General features: G+C 70.2%; 8 protein-coding genes. 5 read left to right on the top strand and 3 right to left on the bottom strand.

The window, feature by feature from the left end; all coding sequences use genetic code 11:
- Positions 1–34: 34 nt before the first annotated feature.
- Positions 35–1117 carry an MsnO8 family LLM class oxidoreductase gene (locus tag EV138_RS19965; protein WP_133980377.1) on the bottom strand — a complete coding sequence of 361 codons (1083 nt, stop codon included), beginning with the start codon at positions 1115–1117 and terminating at the stop codon, positions 35–37.
- A 439-nt stretch (positions 1118–1556) separates the two neighbouring features.
- Between EV138_RS19965 and EV138_RS19960 the strand changes: the two genes are divergently transcribed.
- The 4 genes from EV138_RS19960 to EV138_RS19945 all read left to right on the top strand — a co-directional run bounded on the left by EV138_RS19960 (position 1557) and on the right by EV138_RS19945 (position 9072).
- The gene (locus EV138_RS19960; RefSeq protein WP_133980376.1) at positions 1557–4478 is read left to right on the top strand and encodes a type 2 lanthipeptide synthetase LanM family protein; all 2922 of its coding nucleotides are present in this window, start codon (positions 1557–1559) and stop codon (positions 4476–4478) included.
- Complete coding sequence (locus EV138_RS19955) at positions 4475–4687, top strand: hypothetical protein (RefSeq protein ID WP_133980375.1); 213 nt, start codon at positions 4475–4477, stop codon at positions 4685–4687. The genes EV138_RS19960 and EV138_RS19955 overlap by 4 nt, the downstream gene beginning before the upstream one ends.
- Positions 4688–4824: 137 nt before the next feature.
- Positions 4825–7746, top strand: a complete 2922-nt coding sequence (locus EV138_RS19950) for a helix-turn-helix transcriptional regulator (protein ID WP_133980374.1) — start codon at positions 4825–4827, stop codon at positions 7744–7746.
- A 75-nt stretch (positions 7747–7821) separates the two neighbouring features.
- Positions 7822–9072 carry an ROK family transcriptional regulator gene (locus EV138_RS19945; RefSeq protein WP_133980373.1) on the top strand — a complete coding sequence of 417 codons (1251 nt, stop codon included), beginning with the start codon at positions 7822–7824 and terminating at the stop codon, positions 9070–9072.
- A gap of 62 nt (positions 9073–9134) precedes the next feature.
- Here EV138_RS19945 and EV138_RS19940 read toward each other — a convergent pair whose 3' ends face one another.
- Positions 9135–9881, bottom strand: a complete 747-nt coding sequence (locus EV138_RS19940; RefSeq protein ID WP_133980372.1) for an alpha/beta fold hydrolase — start codon at positions 9879–9881, stop codon at positions 9135–9137.
- Positions 9878–10564, bottom strand: coding sequence for a DUF998 domain-containing protein (locus tag EV138_RS19935; RefSeq protein ID WP_133980371.1), 687 nt, complete (start codon positions 10562–10564; stop codon positions 9878–9880). The genes EV138_RS19940 and EV138_RS19935 overlap by 4 nt, the downstream gene beginning before the upstream one ends.
- Positions 10565–10624: 60 nt before the next feature.
- Between EV138_RS19935 and lysX the strand changes: the two genes are divergently transcribed.
- Positions 10625–13981, top strand: a complete 3357-nt coding sequence (lysX, locus tag EV138_RS19930; RefSeq protein ID WP_202866772.1) for a bifunctional lysylphosphatidylglycerol synthetase/lysine--tRNA ligase LysX — start codon at positions 10625–10627, stop codon at positions 13979–13981.
- Positions 13982–14034 lie beyond the last annotated feature (53 nt).

Below are 14034 nucleotides of genomic sequence, written 5' to 3'. Positions count from 1 at the left end.
GCCGTACCCACAGTAGGCCGCCGCAAAGCAGGAATCAGGCAGTGGCGACGAAGTGCGGTGTGGAGCGCGGAACGGTTCGTACTGTGCGGGACAGCCCTGCTGCAGTGGTCCGCAGAATGGCGGAGCGGACCAGCCCGTCGTAGGCCAGTGGAACCAGCATGATCTCGTCCGCGCCGGTACTGGCCGCCAGCGACGCCAGCTCCGAGGCAACCGTCGCGCGGGACCCGATGATGTGGCCGGGATCGTCCAGCAGCCGCTCTGCCCGGTGCCGCTCCCGAGTGGTCAGCGGAGACCTCAGAATCTCCAGCAGCTCGGCCGGAGTAGCCCTGGACGACGCCGCGTTGAGCCGGAGCTTCACCCGGACGTACTCCGCGAGCCGGATCACCGCCTCCTCGTCCGTGTCGGCCGCGACGATCCCGACCGTGACTGCGAGGTACGGCTTGCCCGTGGGCCCTGTCGCCTCGAAGAACTCCCGGTACGCCGCTGCTGCCGCGAGCGTGGTCTGTGAGGTCGTGTGGTGAGCCAGGAAGACGGGCAGCCCCCGTACTGCGGCCACCTGCGCCTCATGTGGCGTGCCGGCCAGCACGAACACCGGTGGCGGCAACCCAGCAAGCGCGAGCCGGACATCTCCCACCGGAGCACGCCCGGGGAGACCGTCGCGCAGGAAGCCGCAGAGCTCGTCCAGCCGCTGCGGGAACGCGTCCCAGCCGACGTCGGTCCGGCCAAGCGCTGCAGCGGTGGTCGGCGCGGCCGCCACCGGAGCCTTGCCGACTCCCAGGTCGATCCTGCCCGGGTACGCCGCTGCGAGTGCCGCGAACTCCTCGGCGATCACGAGCGGCTGGTGGTTCGCCAGCATCACCGCACCCGAGCCCAGCCGGATGCGATCGGTACGGGCGGCCAGTACCGCGGCGAGCACTGCGGGCGCCGCGCTGCCGATACCGCGCACACCGTGCTGCTCCGCAAGCCAGAAGCGCCGGTAGCCAAGGTCGTCCGCCGCTTGGGCGACCTCGGCTGTCTCCCGCAACGCAGCCGCGGCAGACTGCCCGGCCATCTGCGGCACCACGTCGAGGACCGAGTGGGCAGAGACCGGGAGACCGGGTGTGACAGGGCTGAACACCTAGCCACCGTCGCAGCTGATCAGCCGGCGCACATGGGTGATCCGCCCCCATGTTCCGCCCCGCCCGCACGTAGGTGAACGGTGCGCCCCCGAGGCCCGAATTTGGGTGCCCGGAGGTCTTGCCCGGCCCGTGCGCCCTCAGGCATCGTTCACGGCGTTCGGTCACATCCATCCCTAGAAACGCAACCGAAGGAGGCCAACGTCGAGAACGCAGAGCAGCGGGGGCCGTCCGACGGTTGCCCGTAGTACCGGAGTTCCTGGTCCGGCCTGACCTTCCACCAGAGGTTCGATCGGCCAGGCGCTGCTGCCGCGGGGTGGTCAACCCCCAGTCGCCATCCCGCGGTGCGGCAGCACTACCCACTCGGCCTCGCCGCCGGCCGACGAATATGGGGGCTCCGTACCCATGGCAGCACCCAGTACCCGATGGCACCCTGAGCCCGTGCTCAACTCCGCGACCACGCCGACACTCCGGGCCGGCCAGGCGAAGCCCTGGTGGACGGCCGGCGTGGGTCCGCACGAACCGGGCCGGCAGATGCCTGCCTGGGCGGCGTATGTGGAACGCAGTACGACCTCGACCTTCGAGCGCAGGCCGGTGGGAGACGACTGGCGGCAGGCGTTGCTCGGATGCCTCGCGCCGTTGCTCGAATCGGCCCGGCAGGACCTGGCCTCGGCCGGGCACACCGGGGTCGTGGCCGAGCAGTTCCTGCAACAACTCGGAGACCGGCTGGTCCGGTCGGCCGCTCGCACCCTGGTGCTGGAGCTGGCCCGCGCCCGGAGCCGCAACGAACTGGCCGGGCAGACACCGGCCGAGCGATTCCTGAACTTCACCCACCGGCTCGCGGGAGGGAGCGAGCTGGCGGAATTCCTGGCCGCATACCCGGTGCTGGCCCGGGTCCTGGGCGAGGCGTGCCGACAGGCTGTCGAGGGTCACCTCGAACTGCTGGCCCGCCTCGCCGAGGACCGCGAGCTGGTGGTCACCGAGTTGCTGGCCGGCACGGACCCCGGCGCCCTGACCAGCGTGCTGCCCGGTGGTGATCCGCACCGCGGTGGACGGTCGACGGCCACGCTGACCTTCGCGGACGGCCGGAAGGTGGTCTACAAGCCACGGCCGCTGGAGCTGCACCAGCACTTCAACGAGCTGGTCGGCTGGCTGAACGGCAGGACCGGCCTGGGCCTGCGAACCGTTCCGGTGCTGTGCCGGCCGGGGTACGGCTGGCTCGGGTTCATCGAGCACAAGCCCTGTACCGACCTGACCGAAGTACGCCGCTTCTACCACCGGCAAGGCGCGTTGCTGACCCTGCTGTACGTGCTGGACGGCACCGACATGCACTACGAGAACCTGATCGCCGCGGGCGACCAGCCGGTGTTCGTCGACGTGGAGACCCTCTTCCACCCGAGCCAGCAGGGCAACGGCGTACTGGGCCAGGACCCGGCTCACTCGGCACTGCGCAGCTCTGTCTACCGCACTGCTCTGCTGCCGCTGCTGTTCACCGGCGAGCACGGTGTGGCGGACATCTCGGGGCTCGGCGGCGACGTCGGCGAGGTGTCGCCGATCAGCAAGGTCGACTGGGCCGACGCCGGACTGGACACGATGCACCTCGTACGGCGTCCTGCCACCACCCGTGGTGGCCGCAACCGGCCCCGGCTGCACGGCGTCGACATGGAGCCGCGGGACTACGAGATCGCTCTCCTGACAGGGTTCCGGGCGGCGTATGAGGCGATCGCCTGGCACCGCAACGAACTACTCGGGCCGGACGGCCTCCTGGCCCGCTGCGCGGCCGACGAGATCAGGTACGTCGCCCGTCCTACCCAGACCTACGTGACCTTGCTGGACGAGGCGACCCATCCGGACGCGCTCCGCGATGCCGATGGCCGCAGCCAGCTGCTCGACCTGCTCTGGGACGCGGATCCGGCCCTGCACCGGCTGGTGCCGTACGAGCTGGCCGACCTGTGGGCAGGCGACGTCCCGCTCTTCACAGCCCGGCCGGACAGCACCGATGTCTGGGCCGCCGACGGCAGCCGGGTGCCAGACCTCCTTGCCCACAAGGGACTCGACGTGGTCGAGGCCAAGATCGCGGCGATGAGCGAGATCGACCAGCACCGCCAGCAGTGGCTCATCTCGGCCTGCCTGGCCACCCGCCCCGAACCGGTCGTGCACACCACTACGGCGAGCAGGCCGGCCGTCGGCGCGGCGGAAGCCGATCCCGAGCGACTGCTCGCGGCCGCCACCGACATCGCCGACGAGATCATGGCCCAGGTCCTCGGCAGCAACGGCGAGGCGAACTGGCTGAGCCTCGAACTGCTCGACGACCACCACTGGGCCGTGATGCCGATGGGCGCGGGTCTGTCGAACGGCTTCACCGGTACGGCGCTCTTCCTGGCCCAGATCGGCGCACTCACCGGCGCGGAGAAGTACACCGACCTGGCCAGGGACGCGATCCGCCCGATCCCCTTGCTGCTGGACTCCCTCGCGGCCGCGCCGGAGGCCGCACAGATCGTCGGCCCCGGATTGCACGGCCTCGGGGGAATCAGCTACGGCCTCAACCGGCTCAGCTCGCTGCTGGACGAATCCGACGTCACCAAGTGGCTCGCGTCCTCACTCGAACTCAGCGAACAGCTCACCCCCGAACCGGACCAGTTCCCCGGCTACGTCGAGGGTGCGGCCGGCGGGCTGGCCGCGATGCTGGCGATCCACGGCCAACCGGCAGCCACCCGACTGGCCGCCCGGTACGCCGACGAACTGGTCGCCGCGGTGGCCCGCCGGGCGCAGGCACCCGACCACGGGTTCGCCCGCGGGTACGAGGGAATCGCCTGGGCACTCGGGCAGTACGCAGTACAGGACAGCCGGTACGCCGACGCGGCGCGGGCTGCCATCGACCTGACTTCCATCGACCTCGATCAGCGCGACCACGCCGATGCCGGCTGGTGCGCGGGCGGAGCCGGCACCACCCTCGCCCGGCTGTCCGCTGGTGTGACCACGGACCTCGACACCTATCTGAGGTCCGCCGAAGAACGTCCGGTGCTCGCCGACATGAGTCTGTGTCACGGCGAGCTCGGCGCGGTCGAGCCGTTGTTGTGGCTCACCGATCGCGAGCACCCGGCCACAGAGGCGGTCCGGCGCCGCCGGGCCGGGCTGGTGCTCGCCGCAATACAGCAGTACGGACCGCACTGCGGTACGCCGCGCGCCGTCTCCTCACCAGGCCTGCTGACAGGTCTGGCCGGGATCGGCTACGGCTTGCTCCGGCTCGGTTTCGGCGGACAGGTTCCGTCCGTGCTGCTGCTAGAACCCACCACCGGTCTCCGGCGCCCATCACAGCGTCCGGTCCGGACAGAACACCATTCGACAGGGGAAACAGCATGACCGCCCAGCACAACCAGCCCGAAGACCAGGTCGCCGCCCAGCCGGTCGACGAGCAGCCGGACCCGATCGGCCCGATCACCCTCCCGAAGCGCGGCCGGATCGGCGCGCGGGCCCTTGCGCTGGTCGGCACCGCCAGCGCACTGGCCGTCGGCATCGTCGAGGTCACCGAGAACTGCGGCACCTTCACCTCGATCAGCGCACCGCACTGATCCCTGCCGCACCCGAGAAACACAGCGATGCCTGACGTCGGCCCGGCTGGAACAAGCGCTTGAGCCAGCCGGGCCGGTCGAAGGCGACCGGCCGAACCCACTGCGATCCAACCGGAGCGTAGCTAGAGTTTGGAACCATGCAGACCCATGCGCCCAGAGTGGTCGGCAGAGACGGGGAGATCGATCAGCTCGATCACCTGCTCGCCGAGGCTCGCGCCGGACGTGGGGGTGCGGTCTTCCTGCTCGGCGAGCCAGGCATCGGCAAGAGCCGGCTGGCCGCCGTCGGCACCACGCTGGCCCTCGATCACGGCATGGCGACGCTCCGCGGCCGGGTCGGCGCGATCGGCACGATGGTCGCCTTCCGCCCGTTCACCGAGGCCTTGCTGTCCCTGATCCGCCGCGGCGAGATGCCCGACCCCGAACGGCTCGGGCTCTATCGCCGGGTGCTCGGACGCCTCGTTCCCGACTGGGACGACGGCGACGTACCGGAGAGCGGAATCTCCGCCGTCGTCCTCGGCGAGGCGATCCTGCGGTTGCTCCAGCTGGTCGGCCGGGACCGGGGCTGCCTGCTGGTGCTCGAGGACCTGCACGGCTCGGATCCGGAGACACTGGCGGTGATCGAGTACCTGCTCGACAATCTCCAGGACCAGCCGATCGCCGTCGTCGCGACGCTCCGGCCGGACCGGACCCCGGCGGCCGAGCTCGCTCAGCTCGCGGCTCAACGCGGTACGGCGGCTCTCGTCGAACTGCACCCGCTCGACCGGCAGAACGTCCGCGAGCTCACGGCCGGTTGCCTCGAGGTCGCACCGGCCGGCGTGCCTGACCGGCTGGTCGAGCGACTCTGGGCCGACAGTGCCGGAATCCCTTTCATCGTGGAGGAACTGCTGCAGGAGGCCAGCCGGTCCGGACAGTTGCTCTCGGCAATCGATGGCACCGTGCAGGTGGTCGACGACTTCCGGATGACGGTGCCGGCCGCGGTGGTCCGCAGCATCGGCAGCCGGACCGATCAGCTCGGACCGCAGTCGCGGGAGATCCTGGTCCTGGCCGCGGTGATCGGCCACCGCTTTCCGCTCAGCGTGGTCCGGCACGCCAGCGGCGTCGACGAACGGCAGCTCCTGGCGACCCTGCGGGCCGGCCTGGCCGCCCAGCTGGTCGGGCCGGACGAGCCGGTCCCGGACTGGTACGCCTTCCGGCATCCGCTGACGGCCGAGGCCTTGCTGGCCGGCCTGAATCCGACCGAGCGAGCTGGTCTGGCCAGCCGCTGCGCGGACGCGATCGAAGAACTGCACCCCGGTCTGCCGGGCGAGTGGGCGCCGATGGTGGCCGAGCTGGCCCAGGCCGGCGGTGACGTCGCCCGCGCCGGCCGGCTGTTCGCCGTCACCGGCCGGCGGTCGTTCGCCGAGGGCTCGATGGCGTCCGCGGTGAACCTGCTGGACCGTGCCAACACCCTGCTCGCCGGGGATCCCGACGTCGTTCACCGCGCCGACGTCCTCGGGGCGTTGCTGCTGGCGGTCGGCGAGACGGGGCAGTTCGGCCACCCCGCAGCCACCGCGGAGGCGATCGAGGAGCTGGCCAATCGCGGACTGGACAGCCGCAAGGTGGCGGCGCTGCACGTCCGGCTCGCCGGCGTCGAACACATCGCCGGCCGCTGGTCGTCGGCGTCCACCCATGTGGCCGTCGCGCGGTCCCTGCTCGGACCGGACGCGGCCGACGCCGACCTGGCGCCGCTGGACGCGATGGCGGCGGCCCTCGAACTGGCCAAGACGAGCCCGGGACGACTGAAGTCTGCTGCCGACCTGGCCACCCGGGCGGCCGAGGCGGCCGAACGGGCCGACCTGCCGGAGGTCGCCGTCGACGCCTGGCAACTGCTCGGCATCCTGTCGCGGGAACACGATCTCGATCAGTCGATCGGCTACTTCCGGCGGGCCCGGCAGGTGGCCGCCGAGCACAACCTGGCCGTCCAGCAGAACCTTTCGCACATCTTCCAGGCGGGCACGATGTGCCTGGCCGACGGTGACGTGACCGAGCTGGAACACGCCCGCCAGCAGGCGCTGCGGATCGGCGCGATCCCCAGCGCGTACGAGGTCGACGGAGCCCTCGGCCAACAGGCGATCCTGCGTTCGGAGTACGAGAAGGCCGCCGAGATGATCGAGGCCTGCCTGGCGGTCACCCAGCGACTCAAGCTCACCCGCGGCGCGCCGTACGTGCTGGTCACCAAGGCTGTACTGGCCGGCCACCAGGGCAAACGCGCTGAGATGGAGGCCACCCTCGCCGAGCTCGCGACCTGGGGTGAGCGGGCCTCGCACGAGCTGCCGCTGTCGTACGGGCTGGCCCGGACGTTCTGTGCGCTGCTCGAGGAGAACCGCGAGCTGGCCGAGTCGGACATGGCCCAGGCACTCGCGTACGACGCGCAGAACCCCACTACGTTTCACATGGCCGGAAAGAACGGACTGGGGTTGCTGCTGGGCGTTCTCGCCGGGCGCAACGGCTGGCCGCACTTCGAGGCGGTCTCGGCGACCGCGGGCAGCAAGATGCGCTGGAACCGGCAGTTCGTCCAATGGGGACACGCGGTGCTGCTCGGCCGCGACGGACGGCCGGAGGAGGCCAACGCGATGGCGGCCGAGGCGCTGGAGACGTCTTCGCTCTATCCGATGGCCCGCCACCTCGGCCTGCGCATGGTGGCCGAGCCGGCCCATGCCGACGGTTGGGGCGAGCCGGTCGCGTGGTTGCGGCAGGCCGAGGACTACTTCCACACCGCCAACGTGCAGCCAGTGGCCAGCGCCTGCCGGAGCTTGTTGCGGCAACTGGGCGCGACGGTCTCGCAACGGCGTACGGGCACCGATCAGGTGCCGGCGAATCTGCGCCAGCTCGGCGTCACCACCCGGGAGTACGAGGTCTGCCGGTTGCTGGTCGACCGGATCGGCAACAAGTCGATCGCGTCGAGGCTGCACATCTCGCCGCGCACGGTCGAGAAGCATGTCGCCAGCCTGATGACCAAGACGCAGCAGCCCGACCGCGAGGCGCTGAGCAGTTTTGCCCGTACTGTCCTGCAAGACTGAGCCCTTCCGGAACGAACCACTCGCGCCCGGAGTGTGCTCATTTATGAACGCTCGCTTTGTATATAGGATGGGCGAGTGGCAGGCAAGGGGTCGGACATGGGCAAGGGAACGGTCGGCGGCGGCGGTACGACGATGCTGCGCCGGATCAACGTCGCGGCCGTGCTGGATGCGGTCCGCCGCTCGGCACCGGCCCCGCTGCGGGTCGCCGAACTGGTGGAACGGACGGGTCTGGCCAGACCGACCGTCGCCCAGGCGGTCGACGAGCTGCTGGACAACGGCTGGCTGCAGCAACACGGGCCGGATTCCGCGGACCGCTCCCTCGGCCGCCCGGCCATCCGGGTGTCCCTGCGTGGCCGCGCCGCACCCGTGCTCGGGCTGGATGTCGGTCCGCACCGGGTCACCGTAGGCGTCTCCGACCTGGCCGGCCGCAAGCTGTCGCTCGTACGCCGGTCCGGACCGGGCTGGAGCGCTCAGGAACTGCTCGGTGTGATCAGCGAGGTGATCACCGAAGCACTCGCCGAGGCCGAGGTTCCGGCCGAGGACATCGCAGCCGCGGTCGCCGCGAGCCCGGGCATCGTGGACGAGCACACCGGTCGCGTCCAGCTGGTGCCGAGCGTGCCCGGCTGGTCCGCGGTCGACCTGACCAAGCACGTTCGCAGCCTGCTCGACTGCCCGGTCATGCTGGACAACGACGCCAACCTGGCCGCACTGGCCATCGCCGCGGCCCGCGGTGGCACGGGGACCTTGCTGGCGGTCCAGTGGGGTGAGCGGCTCGGCGCCGGCATCGTGATCGACGGCCGGCTGCATCGCGGTACGGGCGCAGCGGGTGAGATCGGCTTCATCGCCACCGCGCCGGACGACGTGATCAACCCCGAGGACAGCCGCGGTCCGCTGGAACGCGCGGTCGGCTCCGAGGCGATCGCCGAGCTCGGGCGGCAGGCAGCGCTGGCCAACCCCGACTCACGGCTGGCAGAGCTCGGCCGCGACCAGCTCGACACGGCCGACGTGTTCGCCGCGGCCGCTGAGCGGGACCCGGTCGCGCAGGCAGTCGTGCAGCAGGTCGCTCGCGACTTCGCGAGGGCCCTGGCGCCCGCAGTGCTGGTTCTCGACCCGACGGCCGTGGTGATCGGTGGCGGCGTGGCGCGAGCGGGTGCCGTGCTGCTCGACGCGATCTCCGACCAGCTCCGGCTGCTGACGCTCAACCACCCGAAGCTGGAGCTGTCGGCGCTTGCTGAGGACGCAGTGGTCACCGGCGCGATGCGGATGGCGCTGGACGAGGTCTGGCAGCGCAAACTTCCTACTCCTGCTTTGACGACGCCTGCTTAGTCGCTGAGCTGCGCCTTCCTCTTCTTTCCTTCCCTTTCTTTCCCTGCCTTGGTCCTGGCGAACTAGTCGCTGAGCGCCTTGGCGATGGCGTCCGGGCGGTCCAGGTGGACCAGATGAGCTGAGTCGCTGAGCACTTCGATCCCGGTGGTGTTGAGCTTGGCGGCGAGTTCGCGCTGACCGGCCAGCCAGCTCTTCGCGGTGAACCGGGAGCTGCCACCGGTGGCGACCAGGAAGACGGTCGGCGGAAGGTCCGGCGGCGGGTCCTTCAGCAGCTCGGCCACCTCGGCGGCCAGCGTCCAACTGCTGGCCAGATCGTCCCAGAACAGCAACCACGAGTCCGCCGCGCCGTACCGCGCCCTGGCGGTTGCCTTGGACAACAAATCGCGGTTGGTCGCGCTGCCGACCCGGACCAGCAGCCGACGCAGGGTGGGTCCGATCAGTCGCGGCAAGCCGGTGCGGCCGACGAAGGTGAGGAAGGACCGGATCATCCGGTCGGCGCGGGTGCCTGGATAGAGCCAGCTCCAGCCGGTCTCCGAGGTGAGGCTGGTGTCGATCAGGACCAGGCGCTCGACCTCGCCGGGGTGCACGAGCGCCCAGCGCAGTACGGCGAGGCCGCCGATCGAGTGGCCGGCCAGGCAGACCGGCGTACCGGCGGTCGTTGCCGCTCGCAACTCGTCCAGGGGCGCGGCGACCGGGATCTGCCAGGGGTCGACGACCCGGACGTCGCGCCCAGGCAACAGTTCGAGGACCCGGTCGAACTCCTCGGGAGTCTCGGCCAGGCCGGGCAGCACGATCCAGGATGCGCTCATCGGATGAAAGCTTGCCTCAGACCTGGTAACAGTGTCGCCATGAAAAAGCACACCAGCAGCACGGAGACCCGCTGCAGGAGGCCGGGCGGGTGCAGATCGTTGCCGGTCAGCACCTCGAGACCGACCTCGATCCCGAGCCAGACCTGGGTCACCGCCACACCTGCCGCCAGTACCGCGACCGCCTTCGCGAGCAGGCCACCCCAGCCCAGGCGACGCAGTACCAGAACGGCGAAGATGCCCATGGCAATGCTGCCGAGGTCGGCCAGCGTCGAGGTGGCCTCGTGCAGGAACAGCGCGAAACCGACCTGACCACTCGACTCGGCTTCGCGGCAGGCCTGGCTCAGTGAAGGCGCACAGTCCATCGGGAGGAGCGCATCGGACGTCGTGCCGATACCGAACACCGCCGCGCCGACCAGGAGGCCGCCCACATCCCGATGCATCTTTGCCGCCGGCCGGCCGAGGACCGCGGCCAGGACGAGCAAGACGCCGGAGCCGAGGTCCATCGCGCGTGCGTACGGGCTCGTCGGTTGGTCCCTCGCGCCGAGTTCGCTGAGAAACGAGTAGTGCAGATTCAGCGGAAATCCGGCTGCCGCTTCCAGCAACAGGCTGCAGTACAGCACCGCGGCCGCGATCATCACATCGCGCATCAGCCGGTACTGGAACCGGTCGGGGACGGCCAACATGTCGGTCAGAGTTGCACACCTGGGCAAGGCCGGGGCCTGGTAGGTGGGATGATCAGTCAGGTGTCATCGGAACAGGTGATCCCCAAGTGGCAGCAACGGGCCGCGGTGTGGGTCGGTCGCGCCGTCTTGTTCGCCGCGGTCTGCTCGTTCATCGCGGTCCCGGTGCATCTGTTCGCGCCGGACGTCGTCGCGGACGTCGAGGACGTCATCGAGTTCTTCGGCATCCCGGCCGGCCACACCTTCCTGTCGGCCGTCTATCTGGCGGTCGTCGGCAGTGCGCTGCGGCGCGGCAAACGGGCGGCGCTGCTCTGGGTGCTGTTCGTCTTCGAGGGTCTGTGGCTGCTCGGCCGGATCGCCGCGGTGGGCTTCCTCAGCGTGCTGATCGCCAACCCGAACGACCCGGACCTGAAGACGCCGGAGTTCGAGAAGCTCGGGGTCGGCGACCTCGAATGGAGCGTCGCCAGCCTGGTCGTCACGCTGGGCATGATCTGGCTGCTCTGGCGGATCCGCGGCGCGTTCCCGGCCCGGCTGGCGCCTGGAACGCGACGGCTCGCCGTCGGCGTACTGATCACCGGTCTGCTGATCTCGATCGCGGTCAGCATCACGCTCACCCAGGTGTTCCCGCACACGCTGCACGGGCAGAAACAGAAGGTCGGCTGGGCCATCTTCGCGGCCCTCGGGCAGAGCCGGACGACGATGGGCGGCGACCGCTCGGGCCACAACTGGGTCGGCCTGACGGTCGGTTTCCTGTCCGCGTTGTCGTTGGTGATCGCCTTCGCGATCTTCCTGCGGTCGGTACGCCGCGTCCGCTACCTGAGCCAGGCCGAGGAGCTCGAGGTTCGCCGGCTCCTGCTCCAGTACGGCGAACGCGACTCACTCGGCTACTTCGCCACCCGCCGCGACAAGGCCGTCATCTTCTCCCCCGACAACAACGCGGCGATCGCCTATCGGGTGGTCAACGGGGTCAGCCTGGCCAGCGGAGACCCGCTGGGTGATCCGGTCGCCTGGCCCGCCGCCATCCAGCGCTGGCTCGCCGAGGCCCGGGTGTACGGCTGGTCCCCTGCCGTCCTGTCCGCGAGCGAGGAGGCCGCGCACGCCTATGTCGACGCGGGCCTGCGGGCGCTGGCAATGGGTGACGAGGCAATCATCGACGTCGCCGACTTCAGCCTCGAAGGCCGGACGATGCGACCGGTCCGGCAGGCGGTCACGCGAGCCCAGCGAGCCGGGTACCACGCGGAGGTGCGCCGCCACGGCGACCTGTCCCCCGATGCCCTGCAGGAGTACGTGCGGTTGGCCGAGAAGTGGCGCGGAGCGCAGACCGAGCGTGGGTTCTCGATGGCCCTCGGACGGCTCGGCGACCCGGCCGACGCGCGCTGCGTGATGGTGATCGCGCGCGACTCCGAAGGCGCGGTACGAGGGCTGTTGTCCTTCGTTCCGTGGGGTGTGCGAGGCGTCTCACTCGACCTCATGCGCCGCGATCCCGAGTCGGTGAACGGGCTGATGGAGTTCATGGTCACCGCGCTCGTCGACGCCTGCAGCGATCTCGGCGTCCACCACATCTCGCTGAACTTCGCCATGTTCCGGGAGATCTTCAGCGACGCCGAGCGCGTCGGCGCCGGTCCCGTACTGCGGCTCACCAACGCGCTGCTGACCGCTGCTTCGAGGTTCTGGCAGTTGGAGAGCCTCTACCAGTCGAACGAGAAATACCTGCCGCGCTGGTCTCCCAGGCTGATCTGCTACTCCCGCGGCGCCTCGCTCGCGCAGGTACTGCTCGCCGCCGGCACGGCCGAAGGCTTCCTGCCGGCGCCTCGGCCGTGGACCCGCGTCGACACCGTCGAGACGGCCGAACGGCACGCGATCAGAGCGGCCGACGGCGGCCGGTTCAACGCGGCTGTGCGGGAGCAGGAGCACGAACTCCTGCGTCCGGTCCTGCCGGACCGGCGACTGACCGAGCAGGAACGGATCCGCCGGACCAAACTCGCCGAACTCGTTGCCGCCGGCATCGAGCCGTACCCCGTCTCGGTGCCCCGGACCGAGACCCTGGAACGGATCCGCGAGGTGAACGACCACCTCCCGGCCGATCACCACACCGGTCACCAGGTCTCGGTCACCGGCCGGGTGACCCGGATGCGCAACCACGGCGGACTCGCATTCGCCCAACTGCAGGACGGCTTGGCCGAGCTGCAGGTGATGCTGACAGTCGAGGCGTGCGGCCCCGAGGCGTTGCGACTGTGGCGCCGGCTGGTCGACATCGGCGACCACGTCAGTGTCACCGGCGAAGTGGTGACCAGCCGCCGGGGTGAGTTGTCGATCGAGGCCACCGGTTGGGTGATGGCCGCCAAGTGCCTGCATCCCTTGCCGGACAAGCGAAAGGGCTTCACCGACCCCGAGGCGCGGGTCCGCCAGCGCCACCTCGACCTGGTGATGAACCCGGACTCGCTGCGGATGATGCGACACCGCAGTACGGCGGTCCGGGCTCTGCGCAACGGATTCGAGACGCGTGGCTTCATCGAGGTCGAGACGCCGATGCTCCAGGCCGTACACGGTGGCGCGAACGCGCGGCCGTTCATCACCCACATCAACGCCTACGACACCGAGCTGTTCCTGCGGATCGCGCCCGAGCTGTTCCTCAAGCGCCTGAGCGTCGGCGGGATGGGCAAGATCTTCGAGCTGAACCGGAACTTCCGCAACGAGGGTGCCGACGCGACCCACAACCCGGAGTTCACCTCCGTCGAGGCCTACCAGCCGTACGCCGACTACCACACCATGCGCGAGCTCACCCGGGAACTGCTGATCGAGACGGCCACCGCGGTCTTCGGCAAGCCGGTGGTCAAACGGCCCGACGGCGAACTCGACATCTCCGGCGACTGGCCGGTGATCTCCGTGCACGACGCGGTCAGCCGGGCGACCGGCGTACAGATCGACTCCGGCACGTCGTGCGAACGGCTGCGGGAGCTCTGCGGCGAGTTGGGCGTCCACGTCGCGTTCGACCTGTCGCCGGGCGAACTGGTGCTCGAGCTGTACGACGAACTGGTCGAGCCGGCCACGACGATGCCGACGTTCTACACCGACTTCCCGCTGGAGACATCGCCGCTGACCCGGACCCACCGGTCCGACCCGCGGCTGGCCGAGCGCTGGGACCTGGTCGCCTTCGGCGCGGAGATCGGTACGGCGTACTCCGAGCTGGTCGACCCGGTCGAGCAACGACGCCGGCTGACCGAGCAGTCGCTCAAGGCCGCCGCCGGCGATCCGGAGGCGATGTCGCTGGACGAGGACTTCCTCAGCGCGCTCGAGTACGCGATGCCGCCGACCGGTGGGCTCGGCATCGGCGTCGACCGGGTGATGATGATGCTCACCGGCCAGAACATCCGGGCCACCTTGGCCTTCCCCTTCGTCCGGCCGGCCCCGCGGCTCTGACCGGCCCGGAACCAGCTTCCTGCTCGCCGCGTCTGCACCCTGTGGACAGTCGG

The sequence above is a fragment of the Kribbella voronezhensis genome, assembly GCF_004365175.1.
In the GTDB taxonomy this organism is placed as follows: domain Bacteria; phylum Actinomycetota; class Actinomycetes; order Propionibacteriales; family Kribbellaceae; genus Kribbella; species Kribbella voronezhensis.
The sequence above is the reverse complement of the archived record's forward strand: the minus strand, read 5'-3'. Positions and strand labels throughout refer to the sequence as shown.